Annotated in this window: 13 protein-coding genes and 2 pseudogenes; 7 read left to right on the forward strand and 8 right to left on the reverse strand. The window is 27.8% G+C overall.

The genetic code is table 11. The features are described from left to right. Positions 1-308: 308 nt before the first annotated feature. Positions 309-918, reverse strand: a pseudogene (locus DB318_RS00150) (class I SAM-dependent DNA methyltransferase); the annotation flags it as partial. 148 nt (positions 919-1,066) lie between these two features. Between DB318_RS00150 and DB318_RS00155 the strand changes: the two are divergent. Continuing rightward, a complete protein-coding gene (locus DB318_RS00155; RefSeq protein WP_151074095.1) occupies positions 1,067-1,507 on the forward strand; it encodes a P12 family lipoprotein in 441 nt (146 codons plus the stop codon). An 850-nt stretch (positions 1,508-2,357) separates the two neighbouring features. Here DB318_RS00155 and DB318_RS06240 read toward each other — a convergent pair. Next, positions 2,358-2,611 (reverse strand): annotated as a pseudogene (locus DB318_RS06240) (zinc ribbon domain-containing protein); the annotation flags it as partial. Positions 2,612-2,906: 295 nt separating this feature from the next. Between DB318_RS06240 and DB318_RS00160 the strand changes: the two are divergent. Next, on the forward strand, positions 2,907-2,993 hold the full coding sequence (locus DB318_RS00160) for a complement regulator-acquiring protein (RefSeq protein WP_236840931.1): 87 nt from the start codon (positions 2,907-2,909) through the stop codon (positions 2,991-2,993). A 1,036-nt stretch (positions 2,994-4,029) separates the two neighbouring features. Here DB318_RS00160 and DB318_RS00165 read toward each other — a convergent pair. From DB318_RS00165 to arcA, 3 genes are read right to left on the reverse strand one after another with little or no spacing between them, the layout of a single operon-like run. Then, positions 4,030-5,454 (reverse strand): YfcC family protein, encoded by a 1,425-nt coding sequence (locus DB318_RS00165; RefSeq protein WP_151060482.1) that lies wholly within the window; start codon positions 5,452-5,454, stop codon positions 4,030-4,032. Between the two features lie 43 nt (positions 5,455-5,497). After that, positions 5,498-6,481 carry an ornithine carbamoyltransferase gene (gene argF / locus DB318_RS00170; RefSeq protein WP_151060481.1) on the reverse strand — a complete coding sequence of 328 codons (984 nt, stop codon included), beginning with the start codon at positions 6,479-6,481 and terminating at the stop codon, positions 5,498-5,500. A gap of 60 nt (positions 6,482-6,541) precedes the next feature. Next, positions 6,542-7,771 (reverse strand): arginine deiminase, encoded by a 1,230-nt coding sequence (gene arcA, locus DB318_RS00175; RefSeq protein ID WP_151073706.1) that lies wholly within the window; start codon positions 7,769-7,771, stop codon positions 6,542-6,544. A gap of 158 nt (positions 7,772-7,929) precedes the next feature. Here arcA and DB318_RS00180 point away from each other — a divergent pair, with 158 nt between their 5' ends. Genes DB318_RS00180 through DB318_RS00190 form a run of 3 tightly spaced genes read left to right on the forward strand, consistent with a single transcriptional unit; the run spans position 7,930 to position 10,682 of the window. Then, positions 7,930-9,543 carry a hypothetical protein gene (locus tag DB318_RS00180; protein WP_151060479.1) on the forward strand — a complete coding sequence of 538 codons (1,614 nt, stop codon included), beginning with the start codon at positions 7,930-7,932 and terminating at the stop codon, positions 9,541-9,543. 13 nt (positions 9,544-9,556) lie between these two features. Beyond that, a complete protein-coding gene (locus DB318_RS00185; protein ID WP_151073705.1) occupies positions 9,557-10,162 on the forward strand; it encodes a ribonuclease H family protein in 606 nt (201 codons plus the stop codon). Further along, positions 10,131-10,682 (forward strand): hypothetical protein, encoded by a 552-nt coding sequence (locus DB318_RS00190; RefSeq protein WP_151074302.1) that lies wholly within the window; start codon positions 10,131-10,133, stop codon positions 10,680-10,682. The genes DB318_RS00185 and DB318_RS00190 overlap by 32 nt, the downstream gene beginning before the upstream one ends. Positions 10,683-10,691: 9 nt before the next feature. Here the strand turns inward: DB318_RS00190 and DB318_RS00195 are convergent, their stop codons facing one another. From DB318_RS00195 to uvrB, 3 genes are read right to left on the reverse strand one after another with little or no spacing between them, the layout of a single operon-like run. Beyond that, entirely contained in the window at positions 10,692-14,141 is a 3,450-nt protein-coding gene (locus DB318_RS00195) for an LPS-assembly protein LptD (protein ID WP_151074096.1), read from the reverse strand. Beyond that, entirely contained in the window at positions 14,096-16,948 is a 2,853-nt protein-coding gene (gene uvrA, locus DB318_RS00200) for an excinuclease ABC subunit UvrA (RefSeq protein WP_151073701.1), read from the reverse strand. The genes DB318_RS00195 and uvrA overlap by 46 nt, the downstream gene beginning before the upstream one ends. A 16-nt stretch (positions 16,949-16,964) precedes the next feature. After that, positions 16,965-18,959, reverse strand: a complete 1,995-nt coding sequence (uvrB, locus tag DB318_RS00205) for an excinuclease ABC subunit UvrB (protein WP_151060474.1) — start codon at positions 18,957-18,959, stop codon at positions 16,965-16,967. A gap of 132 nt (positions 18,960-19,091) precedes the next feature. Between uvrB and DB318_RS00210 the strand changes: the two genes are divergently transcribed. Continuing rightward, on the forward strand, positions 19,092-20,801 hold the full coding sequence (locus tag DB318_RS00210; protein ID WP_151074097.1) for a phospho-sugar mutase: 1,710 nt from the start codon (positions 19,092-19,094) through the stop codon (positions 20,799-20,801). Between the two features lie 22 nt (positions 20,802-20,823). Further along, positions 20,824-23,043: an AAA family ATPase gene (locus DB318_RS00215; RefSeq protein WP_151060472.1), complete on the forward strand. Its 2,220-nt coding sequence runs from the start codon at positions 20,824-20,826 to the stop codon at positions 23,041-23,043. The last annotated feature ends 3 nt before the right edge of the window (positions 23,044-23,046 follow it).

The raw sequence follows: 23,046 nt of genomic DNA on the forward strand, positions 1-23,046 counted from the left end.
ATAGCAATGATAAAAAAATGCTGTAGAAGCCACCAGCGATATTAGAGATAATTTAGTATAAAAAGAAAGCAAAATATCGTCAATACATACTCTTTGTGACCTTCTGTGCAAACCACAACCCTTTATTTCTAATATCTTTAGCTTTAAAAAACACCTGCCATGATACATTGCTACATTTTTAACATATAAACATTATTTTCTTTAATTTGTAAAAGTTTTTAGTTTCTCTATTGCTTTCTTTGAAAACCGCTTTATTGAAAATAACTTTTCAATTATTTTAGATCAATGTTTTTATTAAAAACATTGATCTAATTAAATAAATATAAATTTCTTTTAAATACCTTAACTAAGCTTGAATTGTTAAGCTTAGTTAAGTTTATTTTTATTCTTAAATAATTCTCATATCCTTTTATTAAAGACGAAATATAATCTTTTCCTTTTTTATTTTTTAATGCTTTGAAATCGCTAAGCAAAGTAATGAAATCTTCTTTGGTTAGTGAATAAAGACTAGCTATAATAAAGTTATTTTCATGTTTTTTTTCTTTAAAGAATTCATCTTCTATATCTAGATTTAGCATTTTATTAACTTTTTTTTATTAAAATCAAAATGTTTTAAGTAAAGTAAATATTTAAAGTTCTCAGGGTCTTTTTTAGCTATCAGCAGAGAAGTATTTTTGCAAGATTTAAATATAAAGAATTACTTAAGATTTTTTTTTCTTCGGGTTGAGGCATTGGACATTGATATAAACTGATTTTACAATATCGGTTTAAAGCAAATCTTCTTATTAAATAGTCAAATGCATATGAATTAAAGATAGATATAATAAATAATTTATTATATAGTGATATTGGCACTTTCTCATAATTTATATATAGTGTAGAAACACAATAACAACTCTTAGGAGACAAAGTGCTAAGATGGGAATTGATGGGAATAAAGAGCCACCCTCAAAATGAAAAAACCCCGCAGTATACTGTGGCGTCTTTAGAGGCTACCTAACAATAAAGCTAGTATACCAACAACAACAACCACAACCATTCCAATTGAGAATAATCAAAAAAAGAGATAAAACAAGAACAACTTTTTCCTTCTACTAATGAAGAAAAGAGAGCAGATAAAAAAATTAAAAATATAGAAAATGCTATTAGAGGCTCTGGATTTCCCAAGTTAATTGAGGATATGAGGTCACTTAAACATGAATATACTTCGATAAAAAGTGATTTTTATGATGTAATAGATAAGATTAACAATAAAATAACATCACTAATGAAAAATCGTCGTGAAAATAGAACTAAAATAACTAAGCTAAGACAATTACAAAATAATTTAAATACAGAAAACGAATTTGATGAAATTATGACTCGCATTGATATTGCAGAACAAGATATAGGATCTACAGATTTATTCTTTAATGAAGCTAAGGAAAGTTTAAAAGAAGGCATTATTAAAAGATTGGAAAATGAAAATAAGTTAAAATGGATAAAAAAATATATAAAAATATATTAATATTTAAAATTAGTTAGAGCCTTTCCTTAAAGAAGGCTCTCTTACTTATATCTTGATAAAATACTAATTATAAGCCTTTACTTTATCTATCAATTTTAACCTTTATTTTTTTGTTTTCTGGCTTTTTATATACTAGGAAGTTTTTTTATATTTTACTTTTAATTTTTAATTTTTAATATATTCAGGAGGTATTAAGTTAGTTATAATAGTTATATCTTTTATATTTAGCTTGCATGTCGTTTAATCTTTTTTGAAATTTTTTATTAGATATTTATCCTTTACTTTTGCCTTGTTTTAGAAATTCTATTTCTTTAGTAGATTTATCATCTAATCCACTTAATTTTTTTTATTATTTTGATTTATGTATTGGAATTCTTTTTAAGTCTTAAAAGTTAAACTTTATTTTGTTTTTTAAGCTCTTTTAAAATTTTGTTTCAATTATCTGTAATGTTTTTATCTAATTTTGCTTGAATCCCTTAAATATATTGCAACTAAATTTATTGCTATAGTGATAATTTCCATAATATGTGCAGTAAAGATAATTTTTTATTAACTTTTTTTAAAATCATTGTCTTTTTTTCTGATAAAGGAGTTTCTATAAATATTAGAAAAAAGCATATTAAAATCAATAAATCAATTTAACAAGCCTATCTTTAATTGTGGTTTATATTAATCTTTTATTATAGATAAGCTTAGAGTATTTCAATTTTAATACACAACCCAAAGGGTTTTTATTGATAATAAATCATTTTTTAGCTTTTTTGCTTCGTTTTCTTTTTCTTAGATCTGTTTTTGAATTTTGATTACATGAGATTGAAGCGTAGTGCTATTATTTGTTTTTATAGAATTTTTATCGTTTACTTACTTCTATTTTAAGATTTAGAAATGCATTTATATCTCTATCATATAAATATTACAACTATCGCAAGTGTTCACCTAGTATCACTTAATTTTAGAGTTGTATTTTTAATACCACAATTGTTGCATAGCTTGCTTAATAAAAAGTGTCTATCTAATTTATGCAAAAAGGATTCATACCATTCTGGTTTATGATAATTGTCTTACAAACTAATACCATACTAAATCATTAATACTTTGGCTAAATGCTACGAAACTCTTTATCTACTAAATTAAACCGATTAATCCAAACAAAAAAATTAATAATTCTGCGCTTAATATTTTTAAAAAGAAAAGTTAATTCTTCTCTTTTTTTTTCATATAAGCTAACCAAGCCCAAAACAAAACCACAAAGTAGAAATTAAATTTTTAATATCAAATAAGTTTTGATATTATTTGAAAATAATATCAAATTATTATATTATCCTTTTATATTAAATATTATATTATCCTTTTATATTAAAATTAATAAATACTAAATTTAATATAAAAGGATAACATTTTGAAAAAAAATAAATTAAATATCATTAAGCTTAACATTATTGCAGCAATATTAACATCAATTTGTATATCATGTAGAACCTCTTGACGAGGTTAATCCAAACAAGCTAAAGAGCCATACCAATCCTAGAAAGCTAAAAAAAACAAACCCTTAAACGCAACCATTGAGGGTTGTAGCAAAGATTCCAACAACCTTAAAACCAATCTAAAAAATCTAGCAACTCACATAAAAGATAAATGCTACCATATTACTCTTTATATACCAAATTAAATTCTACGGTTTTTAAAAGTATGGCAAATAAATTTAAAATTATTGTCTCTACTCTGCATTTGCTTTATAATAAAATAATATTTGAATAATGAATAACTAAAGAACAGAAGGGAATATTAATGATGAAAAGAAATATTACAGGCAAAACTAAAAAGAACAAGAGTAACCCTAAAATATTTGCTGAATGCCCCCCTCCACCGCCACTAGTAAAGAAAAAAGCAAGAAACTAAAGATAAATTAACTGAATAAGACAATAAAAAGTTTATGGATTTTTTAGCAAAACCAAAACATATCAATATAGTCTAGATTCTATTTATAGCAAATATACAAGATCTCATGGCATCATTAATACCTACGGCAGTTGTGGTGATTGTTAGAGATATTGGATGTTTTAGTACAGAGCCTTTCTAAAAAGCATAAAAAACTCTTGATAAACTAGAAAAAATAAACTTAGAAGAAGAGTATTCTAAGCTTAGTAAAATGCTAAAGAGTGCCTGCTTGTTTCTAGTTATAAGGACAACACTTTAGAAAACGCAGCAATAAAGAAGTATATGAAAGCTATAGAGCAAACTAGTAAAGCTTGAAAATAAAATAGAAAGGTAGTAAAAGATTGTACAGGGGCTAAAAGTGTTGCTGAAGAAGAGAAAAAGAAAAAAGCGTAGACCATTTAAAAACAGCTGGGGATGTTATTTCTGTTATTAAAGAAACTATTAAAACAGCCTGCCTGTCTTATGCTGATACTTTTGTTACTGGTAACATCAGCTTATCTTGTAACGAATTTAAGCAAGCTATCAACGAGTTTAATGCTGCTGATATTATTGTGGAGCCTATTTATGGAATGACATATAGTGGACTAAGAACTCAAATAAACGTTGGCTATAATAACTAAAATGGAAATAAAGAACTCAATAACAAATAATGGCAAAACAAACTTAAACCAAGTAGCATAACTTAATTTAGATATCCCTAATACAGCCATTATAACTCCGCTTGTAGGTGTTATTAAATTAATAAGTCCAGATGAAGTCTGCATAGCAATAACAACCGAAGACCTTGGCATTGACAAAAAATCGACAAGTGGCGCCATTATTGGCATAGTTAGACTAGCATGCCCTGATGAAGATGGAACAACAAATCCTATAAATATTTGAATAATTTCATTTAAAATGATAAAAAAAGGTCTGGGAAGATTATATAAAAAATTAGTAGCAGCGTTTAATATAGTAGCTGTAATCAAACCATCATCGCACACTATCATAACACCCCTAGCAAGTCCAATAATAAGAGCTGCTGTTATTACACTTTCAGAGCCTTTTACAAAAGCATCCCACATTTCAGATTCATCCAACCTACAAATAAAAGCGGCTATAATGGCAACTCCAAGATATAACATTGTCATTTCTTGCATCCACCAACCAAGCTTAACAATACTAAATACCAAAATCAATATCATAAGTCCAAATAAAAGTAAAACTAGTTTATGAGCAAAAGTAAAGTTAATAACATTCTGGGTATTGTTTCTAACAGAAAGCTCATTTTTTTCAACAAAATGTTGATAATGTTCATTTTTTTGAGAATAAACAAGTGATTTTGAAGGATCCTTTTTAATTTTAGATGCATAAACAGAAACATAAATTATAGCAATTAATACTGATACAAAATAAAGAACAATTCTAAAATAAAACCCATCCTGTAAACTAATAGAAGCTATTTCGGATGCAATTCCTGTAGCAAATGGATTTACAGTAGAAGCCATGGTACCCACCCCAGCTCCCAAAGCAATAATAGACGCTCCAACAAGACTATCATAACCCAAAGCCACTATCAGAGGAATAATAACAAAATAAAAAGGAAGAGCCTCTTCGCTCATTCCCGTTACAGTTCCACCAATTGAAAAAATAAACATTAACAAAGGAATAAGCAACTTATCTTTATGTCCCAACTTCTTAATTAAACAATAAATTCCTGCATTTATTGCTCCTGTTTTCATAATAACCCCATAAGCACCTCCAACAATTAAAACAAAAATAACAACTTCGGCTGCATGCTCCATGCCTTTTGACATTGCGGTTAAAATAGTCATAATAGGGTGTAAAAATCCTCTGGGACCTCGATCTATAGATTGATAAGTTCCGGCAACGATTATCTCCCTTTTAGAGCCGCCACTTATTTGCCTAAATTCTTTATCAAACTTACCAGCAGGAATTATATATGTTAAAATGGTAACAAATACAATTAAAGAAAATATCATTGTAAAACTACTTGGCATTTTGATCATAACGTTTATTCCTTCTAAATAATTTCATATAAATAAATTACCATTATCCCAAAGTCGATACCATAATAGCTTTAATAGTATGCACCCTATTTTCAGCAACATCAAAAACAACTGAATTTTTACTTTCAAAAATTTCTTCTGTAACCTCAATTCCATTAAGTCCATATTTATCAAAAATATCTTTACCAACTACAGTATTTAAGTCATGAAAAGCGGGTAAACAATGCATAAATATTGCATCATCTTTTGCTATGCTCATCAATTCTTTATTGACCTGATAAAACTTTAAAAGATTTATTCTATCTTCCCAATTACTCTCACCCATAGATACCCACACATCCGTATAAACAACATCAGCACATCTAACAGCCTCTTCTTTAGAATCTGTAATTGTAATTTTACCCCCACTCTTTAAGGCTAAAGACTTGGCCTTAAGCGTCAAATTGGGATCTGGGAAAAGCTCTTTGGGGGCAAAAATTCTGAAATCAAGACCCATAATAGCGCAGCCTTTCAATAAAGAGTTGGCAACATTTCCCCTGCCATCGCCACAAAAAACTATTTTAATTCCTTTTAAACTTCCCTTGTGCTCTTTTATTGTCATTAAATCAGCTAATATTTGGGTTGGATGAGAAACATCTGTCAATCCATTATAAACAGGAACATTAGAATAATTAGCCAAGCATTCAACACTTTGTTGAGAAAATCCTCTAAATCCAATGGCATCATACATGCGCCCCAAAACTCTAGCAGTATCTTTAATAGATTCTTTTATGCCTATTTGACTGCCTTTAGGTCCTAAATACGTAATATTTGCTCCTTGGTCATACGCTGCAATCTCAAAAGCGCACCGCGTTCTTGTTGAATCTTTCTCGAAAATTATAACTATATTTTTACCTTTAAGCTTCTGCACCTCAATTCCTGCGTATTTTGATTTTTTTAAATCGATCGATAAATCAAGTAGATATTCAATATCTTTGCTTGTAAAATCCAAAAGATTTAAAAAGCTCCTATTTCTTAAATTATACATAATAACCTCTAACCTTTACAATTAATTTTTAAATCTTATTTAACTAATTTAGCCCAAATATTAAATATCTTCTCTTATTAAAGGCATAGACATACATCTTGGACCACCACGCCCCCTTGAAAGCTCACTAGACGGAATTCTATGAACCTTAATACCATTTTCTTCAAACAACTTATTAGTCAGGTGATTTCTAGAATAAGCAATCACTTCACCTGGAGCTATAGCTAAAACATTAGCACCGTCACTCCATTGTTCCCTTGCAGCATGTATTAAATCTCCACCTGCACATTTTATTATGTCAATCCTTCTACCAAGATAGAAGCTCAAAACATCTTTAAGTCTAGCCCTTTCCTTTTTAATATGAATTTTACTAGAACTTGGATTATAAGTTAAAACATAAATCGAGAAATGCATATCATCACTCGTAAAACTTGTAAAAACGCTATAATCAATTTGAGTAAAAACTGTATCTAAATGCATATAAGCCCTATTCTTTGGAATTTTAAAAGCCAAAATTGTGTTAAATGAGGTCTTATTTTCAAAAAGACTAGTAGCTAATTTTTCTACAGACTCTGCTGATGTTCTTTCAGAAATCCCAATAACCAAAAGATCCTTACTTAAAACAAACTCATCTCCACCTTCCAAGGAAGCCTTTTCCCATCTGTTAAACCAAATTGGAACATTTTTTTTATAAACGGGATGGTATTTAAAAATATATTCCGCAAATATTGTCTCTCTATGTCTAACTTTAGTAAACATTTTATTTATTGTAATTCCATTACCAATACTAGCAAAAGGATCCCTAGTAAATAAAACATTAGGCATAGGATCAATAATAAAAAGACTTGCTCCATTAACCATATCATCAAGAGAAGATACATAATTTTTAAGCTCCTCTCTTGCAACACCCGAAATCATTTTAGAGACCATAATATCGATAGTCAAACTAGAAAAATAATCTTTTAAAAAATCAATTGTACAATCTGTTTTTACTTCTGCCTCCAGAATAAATTGAGATATAAATTTATTTTTGAGCGATACAGAAGAAGCAAGAACCTCACTAACAAGATCCTCAACATACTCAATTTCAACTGAATTATTTTTCAAAATACCTACAAAGACTTCGTGCTCTTGTCTTGCAACTTCAAGATAAGGAATATCATCAAATAAAAAATTTTTCATAACAAAAGGCGTTAAATTTTCCAATTCTTCTCCTGGCCTATGAAGCAAAACTTTTTTCAAACGGCCTATTTCAGAAAATATATTTATTGGGTTTAAACATCCTTTCATAGATTTTCCCTTTATAAAATTGCCATATATTGAAATATTATACTTTATATTCAAAAATATCAATTATATATTAGATAGAAAACTTACTAAAAACAAAAAAGCTCTAAAATAAAACTTTAAATCCAAAACATTAACGATAATTATGCTAAAATACTACCATGAAGAAAATCAATGGATTAATATTAATATTAGCTATACACGTCTTCACATTCTCTTGTGCTTTAATTGCGAATAACAAACCAAAAAATCTAAGCACATCAGAAATCATATTAACACAAAACACACCACTAGAAAGCTCTTTAATAAAGAATCCTTCTAGTACAGAATATCGAATACCAATATCTAGCATCCAAGAAATTTTAAACAATAATAATAGTTCTTTTTTAATAAAACAAACAGCAGCAAAAATAAAAATAAGCCCACAAAAACTAGAAGAAATCAAAAACTATTTAAATGCTTATAAAAATTATTTAAACAATGAAACAGAATGGATAAAATTTATAGATCAAAGCAGCGTCAATGGCAATCTAACAATTAAAATTGATACTGCTTTTGAAAAAAAAACAAATTTTAATCACACAAATTCAGATAATGAAAAATTGACAGCATTAATAGAATTACAAATGCATCTAGAAAAAGAAATTTTAAACCTAATTGAACAAACATTCCATGATAAAAATTTGGGATACATACAATTAAGCCATATTAATTCATTTTTCCCTCAAAAAAATATAAATTCAATAACAAAAGAAATAATAGATGGGGAAGAATATGTTGCACCGCATACAATAGCAAATCAATTATTAAAAATAAAAGATAAAAAATATTTTGAACAATTTATGTATTTTTTAAAAGTTGAAAACAACATAATAAAAACAATACTTGAAAAACAAAAAATTGCAGATCTTCACAATGAATTGTATTATTCAAAACAACCACCAAGAAGAAGGAAAAGATCAACTATTGATAATTCTGATAATAACAATCAATATGATCTAATACCCAAAATAATAGACCCAAATACAGGCATTGAAATAACCCCTAAAAAATTAAGATCTCTTTTATCAAATGGCGATATAATATTAATAAAACCAAAAATAGATTGGACAGAGTTTTTTTATTTTTGGCAACATGTAGGAATATTTGATGAAGAAAAATACGAAGCTACTAAAAAAATTGCATTTGATGGAAATGATAATTTTGATATAAAGTCAATAATTACAAGCAATCAAATCAAATTTGATACAGCATCTACTCAAGGATCAGGATATGAAAAACTTTCAACATACGTACAATCAAGAATATTAAAAATATTCTCGCCAATAACAGACACAAGAACAATTCAAAAAGCTATTAATTTTGGAAGAAGCAGATACATTGACAATAACTTTGGATATATGATTCCATTAATATCCTCTAATTTATGGACAGATTCATTTAATCTTGAAGAAATTCATAACAAAACCTATTGTTCTTTAGTAGTTGATAGAATATATAAAATAGCAGGACTTAATGTATCAAGAAATTACGAAATTTCAGGAATAATTACTCCTGGAGAAATAAATGCAGCCGCTTACAATTTTTACATGTCTTATACGATTACAGGAATACTCCCAAGCGTGCTTCCAAAAAGACTCATTAAACCAAGCTTAAAAGAAAAATTCATTGGTTATAACAAAGAAATAGTAGATGCAATGGAATTTAAAAAATCGAAAGAAAAAATCTTTGGAAGAGCTTGTAACATAATAAACCTATGGTGCTCAGGAAGTTAATACTACTATCCATATGAACAAATATTATGCATGCATTTTGATCAATAGTAATGAAAAAATTATTTTCAAATCATGGGAAGAATGCAAAAATACCATTAAGGGGAAAAATAATAAAATAAAAAGTTTTAAAACAATAGAACAAGCTCAAAATTGGTTATTCTATAATGGGAATGAGGATAAAATTCATCATCACCCAATTGGTATATATTTTGATTCTGGAACAGGAAGAGGAAAGGGTGTAGAAATTAGGGTTGTAAACGAAAAAAGGATTCCAATATTGGACAAAATCCTAGATAAATCCTTGATTAATGAATATGGTAATCATTATGTCAAAGATTTTCAAGGGATTAGTAATAATTTTGGAGAACTGCTTGCCTTATATACAGCACTCAAAATAGCATTAAAAGAAAATGTAACAAATATATTTGGCGATAGTAAATTAATAATTGACTATTGGTCAAAAGGAATCTATAATGGCAAAAAATTAAAACAAATTACTATTGATTTAATCAAAAAAACAGTTAAACTAAGGAAAAAATTTGAAGAACAAGGTGGAAAAATTTCTCTTATTTCAGGAAATGAAAATATTGCAGATCTTGGCTTTCACAAAGCTAAGTAAAAATAGTACCAAAAAATACATAAAAACAATATTCCTGATTTCAATGGCTTATTTTTATTGTTGCGCTACAATAAAAATAAGCCCAGATGATTATGAAACTAATTTTAAAGTTTTAGATTCTCCCTTTAAATATATTGACATAGATATAATCAAGGGAACAAATGAATATATTTATATTCAAATTACAAACAATAGCTTAGACGCAGTAAAAATAAATTGGCAAAACACTAGCCTTAACAATAATAAAATTGTCTTAAAAAAAGAAGATCTTACAATAAACAATGAAACAAGGTATAAAAATAAATATAGTGAATTTTTTATTGGCCCTAAAACTTCATTTAAATTTGAAGCATATCCACTAAAAACTTTCTCTAAAGACAAAAATAACAATACCTTAAACTTAGCTATTAAATATCCATCTATTTTTAAACTCAACATAACAAAAATAGGTATTGACACAAAAAAAACAATAAATATTTTAATAACAAGAACTATAAAAACCAATGCTACCAATATATAAAAACCGTTATTATTTTTTTGCTTTTCTATTAATGATAAGATCATAGTTTGTATCTTTATTGTTTTCAAATGATGCTTTTACAGGAGCAAAAAAATTCCAAGAGATATAAATTGTAAAATTATTTCTCCAAATGGGAGAATAAATCCCGTCAGATCCTTTTATCAAATCTGGCTCTAAATGATATTCGCCAACAAACTTCCAATCATAAAAATTGAATTTAAAGCCTGATGAAAATTTTTTAATTTTAAAAAGTGAATTTTTTCTGTCTTGGAGATTAAAGAAATTAAAAGATTTCAACAAATCAGTAAAGATATTAACGGTCTCAAGGCCAATTTGATCCATATATACTTTAAAGTATCTAAAAATCTTAGTATTGACAGAAAAAGTAGAAAAGTAAATTTCTAAAAATTCTGTATATTTAAATTTAAAAGTTAATGCAGACCAAAGTTCATTATCAGTAAATTTCTGTAAATTTATTTTCCAGCCAGCATCTATCCCCAAAGTAAAAGAAAGTTTCTTATCAAACAAATTTAAAACACTAAACTCCTTCTTATAACTAGAATCTAAAGAATACGGAACAAGTTTAGTCGTAATACCAACCTTAGAAAAATTCCCTTTTAAAGAATCATAATTATATTCAAAGTCATCTTTCATAGCAAACAAAAACTGAAAATCAAAAACATTAAGTTTAAATGAAAGTTCAGAAATTCTATTTATCAAAGGATCATAAGCAGCTAAAAAAACAAATTTAAAATAGTTTAAATATTTCGGCTCAATTTTATAATACAAAGCAGGAGACATTTCTAAATTTTTATAAGGTGATGATGGCTTTTGGGGCTCTAAAGAATTCAATAAAGATTGCTTAACAGAAATTTCGGGGTTTTTAATGGGGTCTTCTTTAAATTTTTTATAATATTTAATTCCAATTCCAGCTTCTTGTAACAAATAAGGAAAATCTAAAGAAAATTTAAGCTCAGAAGAAGCCTTAATATCTTCAAAACTATTTTTTAATTCGCCTGAAAGCTCAGCATTAAAATAATTATAATCATAAATAAAAGAAGCTGTTAAGCTTTGATAAAAAGTTTCCGGATCAGATAAAAAAATACTACCATTCTTATTAACTAAAGATTTGGCATCAGTATCATATTTTTTATTAAATGAATACAAAGTAGACTTATTTTCAAACTTTAAAATACTCCTAGAAAATAAAGGATACCTAATAAACGGAAGCAAGTTTAAATTTATTTGATTAATAATAGAGTGTTCACTTTTTTTATCTTTATCTTCAACTTCAAAGTTTTTATTTAAAGGATTGTACTCAACAGTATTAAGATATAATGAATTTTCAAAAGTAATTAAACGATTATAAAAATCTGCATGAATTTTTATATCCGTTTTATTTTTTATATCAAATAAATAATTTTTTATCTCATAATTAAAGTCCTTTGGACTTGTAATACCATAATTATTGAAAAAAACATTATTTCTTAAATAAGGATTAATGCTAAACCTAATAAAAAAAGAATCAAATTGATCAGTATTTTCTAAAGTAATTAGTTCTGGAGGAACATATAAATTTTTATTTAAATCTTTTATTTTTTCGGCCTTTTTGTCTTTTGCACTCTGTTTATTATTATCCTTATCTTTTAGATTTTTAATTTCTGGGCCCATTATCATTTCTTTAGCATCAGCTGAAAATGTCCATTGATTATTGTAAAGGTCTTTTTGAAAATTTAAATCAATATATGGGACATAAATTCTCTCTAAATAAAACCATTTTCTTGTAGGATCATTAATCCCTTTTGGCTTTTCTAAAGGAGATCTAATATAAAGATTATCATAATCTGACAATTTAAAACTTAAGCCCAAATTATTTAATTTGTAATCTAAAATTGAACCATCATCAAATTTCCGACTATAAAAAGAAGATAAATTCCAATCAAAAGTGTTAATTTTAGTTTGCTCTTTAACCGAATCTTTATCTAAATTTAAAAGAGAAAAAAATGAAGCACTCTCTATTCTATCTCTAAAATCAATATTAACATATGGATCAGAATAGTGTTCTAAAACAACTGAAAAAAGTGCATCGCTTAAAAGGAATTCTGTTTTTGATTTAAGTAAATATCTAAAAGGAACTTCAAACCCCAATATATCTCCTTTGTTAAGATTGGAAAAACTAAAAAGGGATTGTTTTAAAGTTCTATTGTCAAAAGGATAATATCCTTCATCGTAACTATAAACATTCCTAGTAAAACCTAATCCGAAATTTACTTCCAAAGTTTTAAAACGCCCAAAAGTATTGCTCAAATCAAAATCAATTCCAGAATAAAATCCTAAATTAGCATAAATATCAAAAATCAACTTAACATAATCTTTATTAAGATTATGTGCTAAATTTTCTGCAAAAAAATAAGTTAAATATCCATTTCTTATATAAGGTTTTTTACCTGAATTATAAACAGAATTAAAATCAAAATCTAAAAAAGAAGAATCTTCATTTGAAGATTTATTGCCAAAAAGATAAATAGTATTAAAAACAGAAAAACCTTTTCGTGGATTTAAGCCTAAAGATGGATTAAAAAATAAACCATCTCCCGGCCTGAAGAAAAAAGGAATATAAAATACTGGGACTCTTCCCATATAAAATATAGCATTTAAAAAGCCAAAATCTCCTGAAGGCAATACCCATATTTTAGCAGCTTTGATCGAGTAGTAAGGCTCAGGAATTTTACTAGTTGTTGCAAAAGCTTGCTCCAAAATAGTAACATCATTGTCTATCTTTTTTATAACCTTTCCTCCAAACGAAAGAATATGATCTATTTGATTTTTTTGCATTTTTTTTTGAAGAATACCATCTTTTAATAGAAAATTTTGAGAATCAAAATCAACAAAAAATTCATTACCATAAAAATAAAGCTTTTCATTGCTATCCATATCAAGAATATATTCAACATTTCCAATAGAATAAAGTTTTTTAGAGTCCTTATTAAGGACTATCCTATCACCTTTAATATTATGTTTCTTATTCTCTTTAATATCTTCAACCAAGATATTAACTCTTCCTTCAAAAACAATACTTTCGTCCTTAGTAAGCCCATAGGTAAAATTTTCAAGATTGTCTGTAGCTTCAATTATTATTTTATATCTACCAGATCCAGCAAGTCCTTTTCCTTTGACAAAAAGCCCAGGATCTATTCCAAACTTTTTTAAAAGCAATTCTCGTATTTTTAAAACATCCGTTTCTTCTAGGCCTTCTTGTAAGGCCCATTTTTTCAAATCTTCATCAGTTGAAAGCTCAAGTTCTCTTAAATAAGATTTTTGACTTAAAGTCAGCTTACTTCTTTTTTTAGAATTTTCGTCATTTACAGTTTGAGCAAAAATTACATTAGAAAATGTAAAAAAAATTAATAATATTACAAAAAATTTTTTAAAAACATTCCTGTATAGGAATTCTCGCATTTTGCAACCTCTTCAGGAATACCAGAAACAACAATATTTCCCCCTGCCAATCCACCATCAGGCCCCAAATCTATTATATAATCTGCCTGTTTAATTACATCCAAATTGTGCTCTATTAGTACAACTGTATTGCCATTAGAAACTAACTGCTGCAAAACCTCTAACAACTTCTTTATGTCATCAAAATGCAATCCAGTTGTAGGTTCATCAATAATATAAAAGGTTTTGCCTGTACTCTTTTTGCTCAACTCAAAAGCTAACTTAATGCGTTGAGCCTCGCCTCCTGACAAAGTTGTTGCAGATTGCCCTAACTTAATATATTCAAGCCCAACTTCAATTAAAAATTTCAAATAATGGCTAATTTTTGGAACATTCTCAAAAAAATTTCTAGCTTCAAATACACTCATCTCTAAAACATCATGTATATTCTTTCCTTTATACCTAACTTCTAAAGTTTCCTCATTAAATTTTTTTCCCTTGCACAAATCACAAGGAACAAAAACATCTGGTAAAAAATGCATCTGAATATTAAGATATCCGTCCCCTTGGCATTTCTCGCACCTTCCACCCTTAACATTAAAAGAAAATCTACCAGCTTTAAACCCTCTTGACTTTGCTTCCGGGAGTCTGGCAAAAAGCTCTCTAATTTCTGTAAAAAATCCTACATAAGTTGCTGGGTTTGATCTTGAAGTTCTGCCTATTGGTTTTTGATTTATTTGAATAATTTTATCGATTTTTTCGTATCCAACAATATCTTTAAAACCATCACAATACTTTTCATCAAGCTTTAATCTGCTATCAAGAGCTAGAAAAAGTACTTCGTTAAGTAAAGTACTTTTTCCGCTACCAGAAACACCTGTTATTACAGTAAAAACTCCTAAAGGGATGCTTACGTCTATATTTTTAAGATTGTTTTTATTAGCTCCTAAAAGCAAAATTTCTCCCTTATTTGTCTTTCTTCTAGAGTCTGGAATATCTATTTTAAACTTACCGCTTAAATATTGCCCGGTTAAACTATTTTTACTATTTAAAATATCAATTAAAGCTCCCTTTGCAACTATTTCCCCCCCAAGAATTCCAGCACCAGGGCCCATATCAATAATATAGTCTGCAGTACGCAAAGTTTGCTCGTCATGCTCAACAACAATTACTGTATTGCCAAGATTTTTAAGATTAACAAGAGTAGAGATTAATTTTTCGTTATCTCTTTGATGAAGCCCGATACTTGGCTCATCAAGAACATAAATAACACCCGAAAGTGCTGACCCTATTTGAGTAGCAAGCCTAATGCGCTGAGCTTCACCTCCAGATAAACTGCCTGATATTCTATTTAAATACAAATAAGAAAGACCAACATCAATTAAAAATTTAAGCCTACTTTTAATTTCCTTTAAAATTTCTTTAGATATTTTTTCATCCACCAAATCAAGCTGTAAATCTTCAAAAAACATATAAGAATCAAATACAGATAAATTACTAAGATCTTGAATGTCTCTCCCATTGATTTTCACAGTTAAAGCTCCAACGCTTAAACGCTTACCCTTACATGAATTACAGATTTTTTTAGACATCAAATTTTCATAAAAAATTTTAGTACTCTCTGATTCTGTTGTAAGATATCGTCTTTTTAAAAGAGGTAAAAGCCCTTCAAACTTTTTAGAATAATGAAACCCTCCATCTACTGCCTTTGCTTCCATTTCTTTAGACTGATAAATAAAATCTATTTTTTCATTTGAGCCGTATAAAATTTGTTTAAGAACTTTGTCTGGAATGTCTTTTACAGGGGTATTTAATTCAAAATTAAAATGCTTAGCAAGTCCTTTAAAAATAGCCACGGACCAAGATGAACTTGTCTTAAACGTAATAAAAGCATCATCATTAAAAGAAAGGCTAGTATCAGGACAAATACTCTCAAAATCAAACTCAAGTGTAACACCAAGGCCAGAACACTCACTACAAGCACCAAATGGACTATTAAACGAAAAAAGCCTGGGCTCTATAAAAGGAAGCGAAAACCCACATAAAGGACAACTATTATGCTCTGTAAAAAGCTTATCTATTTTTTCTAAATCATTCTCAATCTCCACTCGCAAATATCCATTAGAAACAAGAAGAGAAGTCTCAATAGATTCTGCAAGCCTAACTCTAACATTATTGTCAAGTTTAATCCTATCAACTATAATTTCAATGGTATGTTTTTTATTTTTATGCAAATTTAAATTAAGTGCATCTTCTATTAAATAATCTTCAGAATTTATTCTCACTCTATTGAAGCCTTGATTTAATATTTTTTCTAAAACTTTTTTATGAGAACCTTTAGAACCCCTTACAATTGGTGCAAAAAGTATAACCTTAGATCCCTCAGAATAACTTAAAATAGTATTAACTATTTTATCTAAAGATTGCTCTTCTATTAATCTACCATCATTTGGGCAGTATGCTTTGCCTATTTTGGCAAATATTAGTCTATAATAATCATAAATCTCAGTAATTGTTCCAACAGTAGAACGAGGATTATTACTTATTGTTCTTTGCTCAATAGCTATAGAAGGAGAAAGTCCGTCTATATAATCAACATTGGGTTTTTTCATTACACCCAAAAACTGTCTTGCATAAGCTGAAACAGACTCCATATACCTTCTTTGCCCTTCTGCAAAAATAGTATCAAAAGCCAGAGAAGATTTACCAGAGCCACTCTTACCAGATATTACAACTAAACCATCTTTTGGAATATCCACATCAATGTTTTTCAAATTATGTTCTTTTGCTCCCCTGACGATAATTTTTTTTTCCAAATTTTTTACCAAAGATTATACCTCTCTTTTATTTACTACTAGCTGCACTAATTTTGCTACTAAGCTCTTTTATTTTATCTCTTAAAACAATTGCATCTTCAAATCTTTCATCATTAACAGCTTCTTCTAGCTCAAACTTAAGCTTATCAATAAGCTTTTTTTTAGACAATCTCTTGCCTGAAATAATTTTTTCAAGGTCATAATTAATATTTTTATTTTTATTATTAAGTTCTTTTTCTAAAATATTTTGAATCTTCTTAACAATTGTCTTAGGAATAATATTATTTTTCTTATTATAATCAATCTGAATTTGACGCCTTCTATTAGTTTCTTCAATTGCCTCCTGCATAGCTAAACTTATTTTGTCGTAATACATTATTACAAATCCATTAGAATTTCTAGCAGCTCTACCAATTGTTTGTATTAATGAAGTAGTAGATCTTAAAAACCCCACCTTATCAGCATCTAATATTGCAACAAGAGATACTTCTGGAATATCTAAGCCTTCTCTAAGCAAATTAATACCAACAATAACATCAATTTCAGATTTTCTAAGCAATGAAATAACTTCCACTCTTTCAAGAGCGTCAAGTTCTGAATGTAAATATCTTGCCTTTATGCCAAGATTTATTAAATATTCAGTTAAATCCTCAGACATTTTTTTTGTCAAAGTAGTAACTAAAACCCGCTCTTTAAGAGCTACTCTTTTTTTAATCTCGCTATAAAGATCTTCCATTTGACCATCAGAATGCCTAGTAATAATTTCAGGATCAACAAGTCCTGTAGGTCGAATTATTTGATCAATAACCACACTGCTCTTTGAAATCTCTTCAAAGCCTGGGGTTGCAGATATAAATACAACCTGATTAATCAATGTATCAAATTCATCATATCTAAGAGGTCTATTTTCAAGTGCTGAAGGAAGCCTGAATCCAAAGTTAACAAGATTTAATTTTCTAGAATAATCTCCATTATACATTCCCCTAAATTGCGGCAATGTAACATGAGATTCGTCTACAAACAATAAGTAATCTTTTGGGAAAAAGTCAAAAAGACAATAAGGCCTTCCCATTGTACTTCCACTTAAATACTTAGAATAATTTTCAATACCCGAACAAAATCCTGTTTCTCTAAGCATTTCCAAATCATATTCTACCCTCTGCCTAAGCCTCTCAGCTTCTACAAGCTTACCATTATCTTTAAAATATTGACATTGAAGATCCAAATCATAAGATATTTTAGGTATTGCTTCTAATACTTTTTGATAAGGAATCACAAAATAAGATTTAGCAAAAAGAGTAAAACTATTTGTGATTCCTAAATTTTTTTTAGAAAATGAACTAATCCTGTATATTCCAACAATTTCATCAAAATCTAAACAAATTCGATAAGCAAACTCTCCGTGCTCACTACTAGGCCAAATTTCAACAACATCTCCCTTAATTGAAAATTTATCCCTTTCTAGATTAATCAAAGTTCTCTCATAATAAAGCTCTACAAAAATATCTGATATTTCTTTAATAGAAATTTTTTGGCCTACAAAAAATTCTCGCGCTGATTTTTTAAAAAAATCTGGAGATCCAAGAGCATAAATCGAAGATACAGTTGCAACAACAATAACATCTCGTCTTTTAGCAAGAGACGTTACCGCCCTTATTCGCTTAATTTCTATCTCAGTATTAATAGTAGCTTCTTTTTCAATAAATAAATCTTTTGAAGGCACATAGGATTCTGGCTGATAATAATCATAATAAGAAACAAAATATTCAACAGCATTGTTTGGAAAAAAATCTTTAAATTCTCTATAAAGTTGTGCCGCTAATGTTTTGTTATGACTGACAACTAAAGCAGGCCTATTTAGATCTTTAATTATATTTGCAATTGTAAAAGTCTTTCCACTCCCTGTAACACCCTTTAATGTTTGATACTTATTCCCCAGTAAAATAGAATTTTCAACCTCTTTTATTGCCTTAGGTTGATCACCAGCAGGAAGATATTCAGACTCCAAAAAAAAATCTATCATTAATTTAACGACCAAAATTTAATACACATTCTCATAAATTATCTAATAATAAATTCTATATCAAGTATATAATTCATTATAAATCAATATAATTTAATTAATCTTTATTAAATAAAATAAAAGGAATAATTTATGCAAAAAATCGAAGCCAAAAAAAAATTGAAAAACTATATTCTTCTTGAAGAAGATATGCATTTTAAAGAAGAAGCAATAAAAATTCAAAAAACAAATAATGAGACAGAAATTCTAAACAGATTTTATAAAGATCTAGAATTTGGTACTGCTGGAATGAGGGGGATTATTGGAGCTGGAACATGCTACATAAATACATATAATGTAAAAAAAATAAGCCAAGGAATATGCAACTATGTACTTAAAGTAAATCAAACCCCCAAAGTTGCAATAAGTTATGATTCAAGATACTTTTCAAAAGAATTTGCTTACAATGCTGCTCAAATTTTTGCCTCAAATAATTTTGAAACATATATATACAAAAGCTTAAGACCTACCCCCCAACTATCTTATACAATAAGAAAATTTGATTGTGATGTTGGCGTTATGATAACAGCAAGTCATAATTCAAAAGAATATAATGGCTATAAAGCATATTGGAAAGGTGGAATTCAAATGATGCCACCTCATGACACACTAATAACTGATGAAATTAAAAAAGTGAAAAAAATAATAAATACAATTACTATAAAAGAGGGTGTTGAAAAAAAGATTATCAAAGAACTAGACGATGAGATCGACCAAGAATATGTGGCAACAATCAACAAAGAATTCCCTGATTTTGAAAAAAACAGTAGAAAAACAAACTTAAAAATAGCCTACACAGCGCTACATGGCACCGGTGGAACTATAATAAAAAAACTCTTTGCAAATAGCAAAATACAACTTTTTTTAGAAAAAAGTCAAATAATGCCTAACCCTAAATTTCCAACAATAAACTATCCTAATCCAGAAAAAAAAACATCAATGCTTAAAGTAATAGAGCTTGCAAAAAAAAAAGATTGTGACATTGCTCTTGCAACAGATCCAGATGCTGACAGAATAGGGGTCGCATTTAAAGATCAAAACGAATGGATATTTTTAAATGGAAATCAAATATCATGCATTTTAATGAACTATATACTTTCAAAAGAAATAAATCCTAAAAATACATTTGTAATATCATCCTTTGTAACAACACAAATGCTAGAAAAAATTGCAAAAAAATATGGTTCTCAAATTTTTAGAACTTACACAGGATTTAAATGGATAGGAAATTTAATTGATGAAATGGAAAAAAATGAACCAAATAAAAAATTTGCTTTTGCCTGCGAAGAAAGTCATGGATATCTAATAGGAAGAAAAGTTAGAGATAAGGATGCATTTTCAGCCATAAAAGGGATTTGTTCTTTAGTACTTGATTTAAAAGCTAAACAACAAACAATTAAAAATTATCTTGAAAAGATATACAAAGAATTTGGATATTATGAAGAATTTAATATAGAAAAAAACTTTGAAGGGGTTAATGGAGAAATTCAAAGAGAAGAACTAATGTCAAAGCTAAGAAAAGAACAAAAAATGCAATTCGCAGGAATTAAAATAATTGAAAAATTAGACTATAAAACTCTTAAAAAAATTAACTTCAAAAAAGAAATTTCAGAAATTGAAGAATATAGATATCCTATAAACGCAATAAAATTCATACTTGAAAATGAAATTGTAATAACCATAAGACCCTCTGGAACAGAACCAAAAATTAAATTTTACATATCTGTAAAGCTAGAGTATAAGGAAAAACATAAAATATTTGATATAATAAATGCAATAAAGATGGAGATAAAAAAATATTAACATAACAGAAAATTTAATAAATTTGGTAGAAATAGATTCAAAAGAAATTGCAAGAAAAAATAAAAATAAAGAAGTTTCAATTTGGCATCTATTAATGTCTATAATTACTACTCCTAAAAAATCTGAAATAAAATTTATAGATACCAAAACTCTAAAAAGCATTAAACAAGAAGTTCTATGTGAAATAGATAAATTAGAGAAAATTTTAATAGAAAAAAATGAAATAATTATTCCAAAAATCAATAAAGAAGTCTTTACCCTTATAAAGGAAGCTAAAAAGGAGTTTAAATCTAAACCCTTAATAGGGGCAAAAGAAATTTTTTATCAAATATTAAAAAATAAAAAACTTTTAAAAAAGTACAAACTAAGTAAATCTAGCTTCGACTTTAAAGATCAAAATATATTAGAATACATGGAAAAAAATAAAATAAGATTAATTGAAACCTACAAAGAATTTGACGAAGAAATACGCTTTGAAAACGAACACTTCGAAATTGAAAAGTATGTCAAAAATTTAACAGCGCTTGCAAAAAATAAAAAATTAGATCCCTTGATTGGAAGAGAAGCGGAGATTAAAACTCTTACAAATATACTCTTAAGAAGAAATAAAAATAGTGCAATGTTAATAGGTGAGCCTGGGGTAGGAAAAACAGCAATAGTTGAAGGACTTGCATCAAGCATAGTACAAAAAAAAATAAGTAGCAAACTCCAAAACAAGACAATTCTAATGCTTAAAGTTTCAAACTTGGTATCGGGAACAAAATATAGAGGTGAATTTGAAGACCGCTTAAATAATATAATTAAATATATTGAAAAAAACAAAAACACAATAATATTTATTGATGAAATACACACTTTAATAGGAGCTGGAAATTCCGAAGGGGCTCTTGATGCATCAAATATATTAAAACCATCGCTCTCTAGGGCTGAAATACAAATTATTGGAGCAACCACTTATAATGAATATCGAAAATATATCTCAAAAGACAAAGCATTTGCCAGAAGATTCCAAACAATTACTGTAAGAGAACCTAATGAAAAAGATACACTAAAAATAATCAAAAACATTGCAAAAAATTTCGAAGACTATCATGGAGTGATCTATGAAAAAAGTGCGCTTATAGATATAATAAAACTTTCATCCAAATATCTAATAAATAAAAGATTTCCGGATAAAGCAATAGATATAATAGACATTGCCGGCGCAATTAAAAAGGAAGAACCTACAAAGGACAATATTGTAACATCAAATGATATACAAAAAGCAATAAATGAAATACTATCTATTAAAGCAACAAATAACATAAAAGAAGAAATTTTAGAATTAAAAGAAATAGAGAACAAAATAAATCAAAAAGTGATCGGACAAAAACATGCAGTAAGCGAGCTTATTAAAGAAATTATTAAAGTCAAACTTGGACTTAATGACGATTCTAAACCTTTAACTTCAATATTGTTAATAGGATCAAATGGATGCGGAAAAACCACTTTAATTGATGAATTATCTAAAAAAATTATCAAGGATCAAAATTCAATATTAAAACTAGATATGTCAGATTACAGAGAAGAAAACTCTATTTCAAAACTAATTGGCACAAATCCAGGATACGTAGGCTATTCTGATGGGGGCATTCTGACAAACAAATTAAAACATTCATTTGAAACTTTAATATTGTTTGAAAACATTGAAAATGCCCACAACTCTATATTAAACTTAATAAGTCGAATGCTTGAAAATGGAGAACTTATTGATAGCAAAGAAGATAAAATACTATTTAAAAACACAATTATAATAATGACTACAAACGTTGGATCTAGAATGCTGCTTGGAGAAAAAAATATGGGATTCAACAAAAATCAACAAAAAATCGCAGAAATAAAAAACTTTAAAGAAGAAATCAAGCAAGATCTTGAGAAAAGATTTAAGCTATCCCTTTTAGACAGAATCCAAAAAAAAATTATACTAAATGTCCTTACAAAGGACAATGTAGAAGAAATTTGTAAAAACTACTTAAATACCCTTAAAACAAAATTTAACTCTAAAGGAATAGAAGTAGAAATAAATAAAGATGTTAACAACTTTATAACTACAAAATACTATAAAAAAAATTCGGGAGCAAGAAGCATAATTGCTGCAATAAAGGAAAAAATAGAAGAAAATATTATCACAAAAATAGCTGAAAATCAAAACATAAATAAAATAACAATTTATTTAGAAAAAGAAAAAATAATAATAGAGTAAAGG

The sequence above is a fragment of the [Borrelia] turdi genome, assembly GCF_008828755.2.
GTDB classification, from domain to species: domain Bacteria; phylum Spirochaetota; class Spirochaetia; order Borreliales; family Borreliaceae; genus Borreliella; species Borreliella turdi.

What these genes read in the sequence shown, in the direction of transcription:
- DB318_RS00180 (WP_151060479.1), top strand. Translation starts at nt 7,930, where the DNA reads ATGAAGAAAATCAATGGATTAATATTAATATTAGCTATACACGTCTTC.
- arcA (WP_151073706.1), bottom strand. Translation starts at nt 7,771, where the DNA reads ATGAAAGGATGTTTAAACCCAATAAATATATTTTCTGAAATAGGCCGT.
- DB318_RS00210 (WP_151074097.1), top strand. Translation starts at nt 19,092, where the DNA reads ATGCAAAAAATCGAAGCCAAAAAAAAATTGAAAAACTATATTCTTCTT.
- DB318_RS00195 (WP_151074096.1), bottom strand. Translation starts at nt 14,141, where the DNA reads ATGCGAGAATTCCTATACAGGAATGTTTTTAAAAAATTTTTTGTAATA.
- DB318_RS00185 (WP_151073705.1), top strand. Translation starts at nt 9,557, where the DNA reads ATGAACAAATATTATGCATGCATTTTGATCAATAGTAATGAAAAAATT.
- DB318_RS00165 (WP_151060482.1), bottom strand. Translation starts at nt 5,454, where the DNA reads ATGATCAAAATGCCAAGTAGTTTTACAATGATATTTTCTTTAATTGTA.
- uvrB (WP_151060474.1), bottom strand. Translation starts at nt 18,959, where the DNA reads ATGATAGATTTTTTTTTGGAGTCTGAATATCTTCCTGCTGGTGATCAA.
- argF (WP_151060481.1), bottom strand. Translation starts at nt 6,481, where the DNA reads ATGTATAATTTAAGAAATAGGAGCTTTTTAAATCTTTTGGATTTTACA.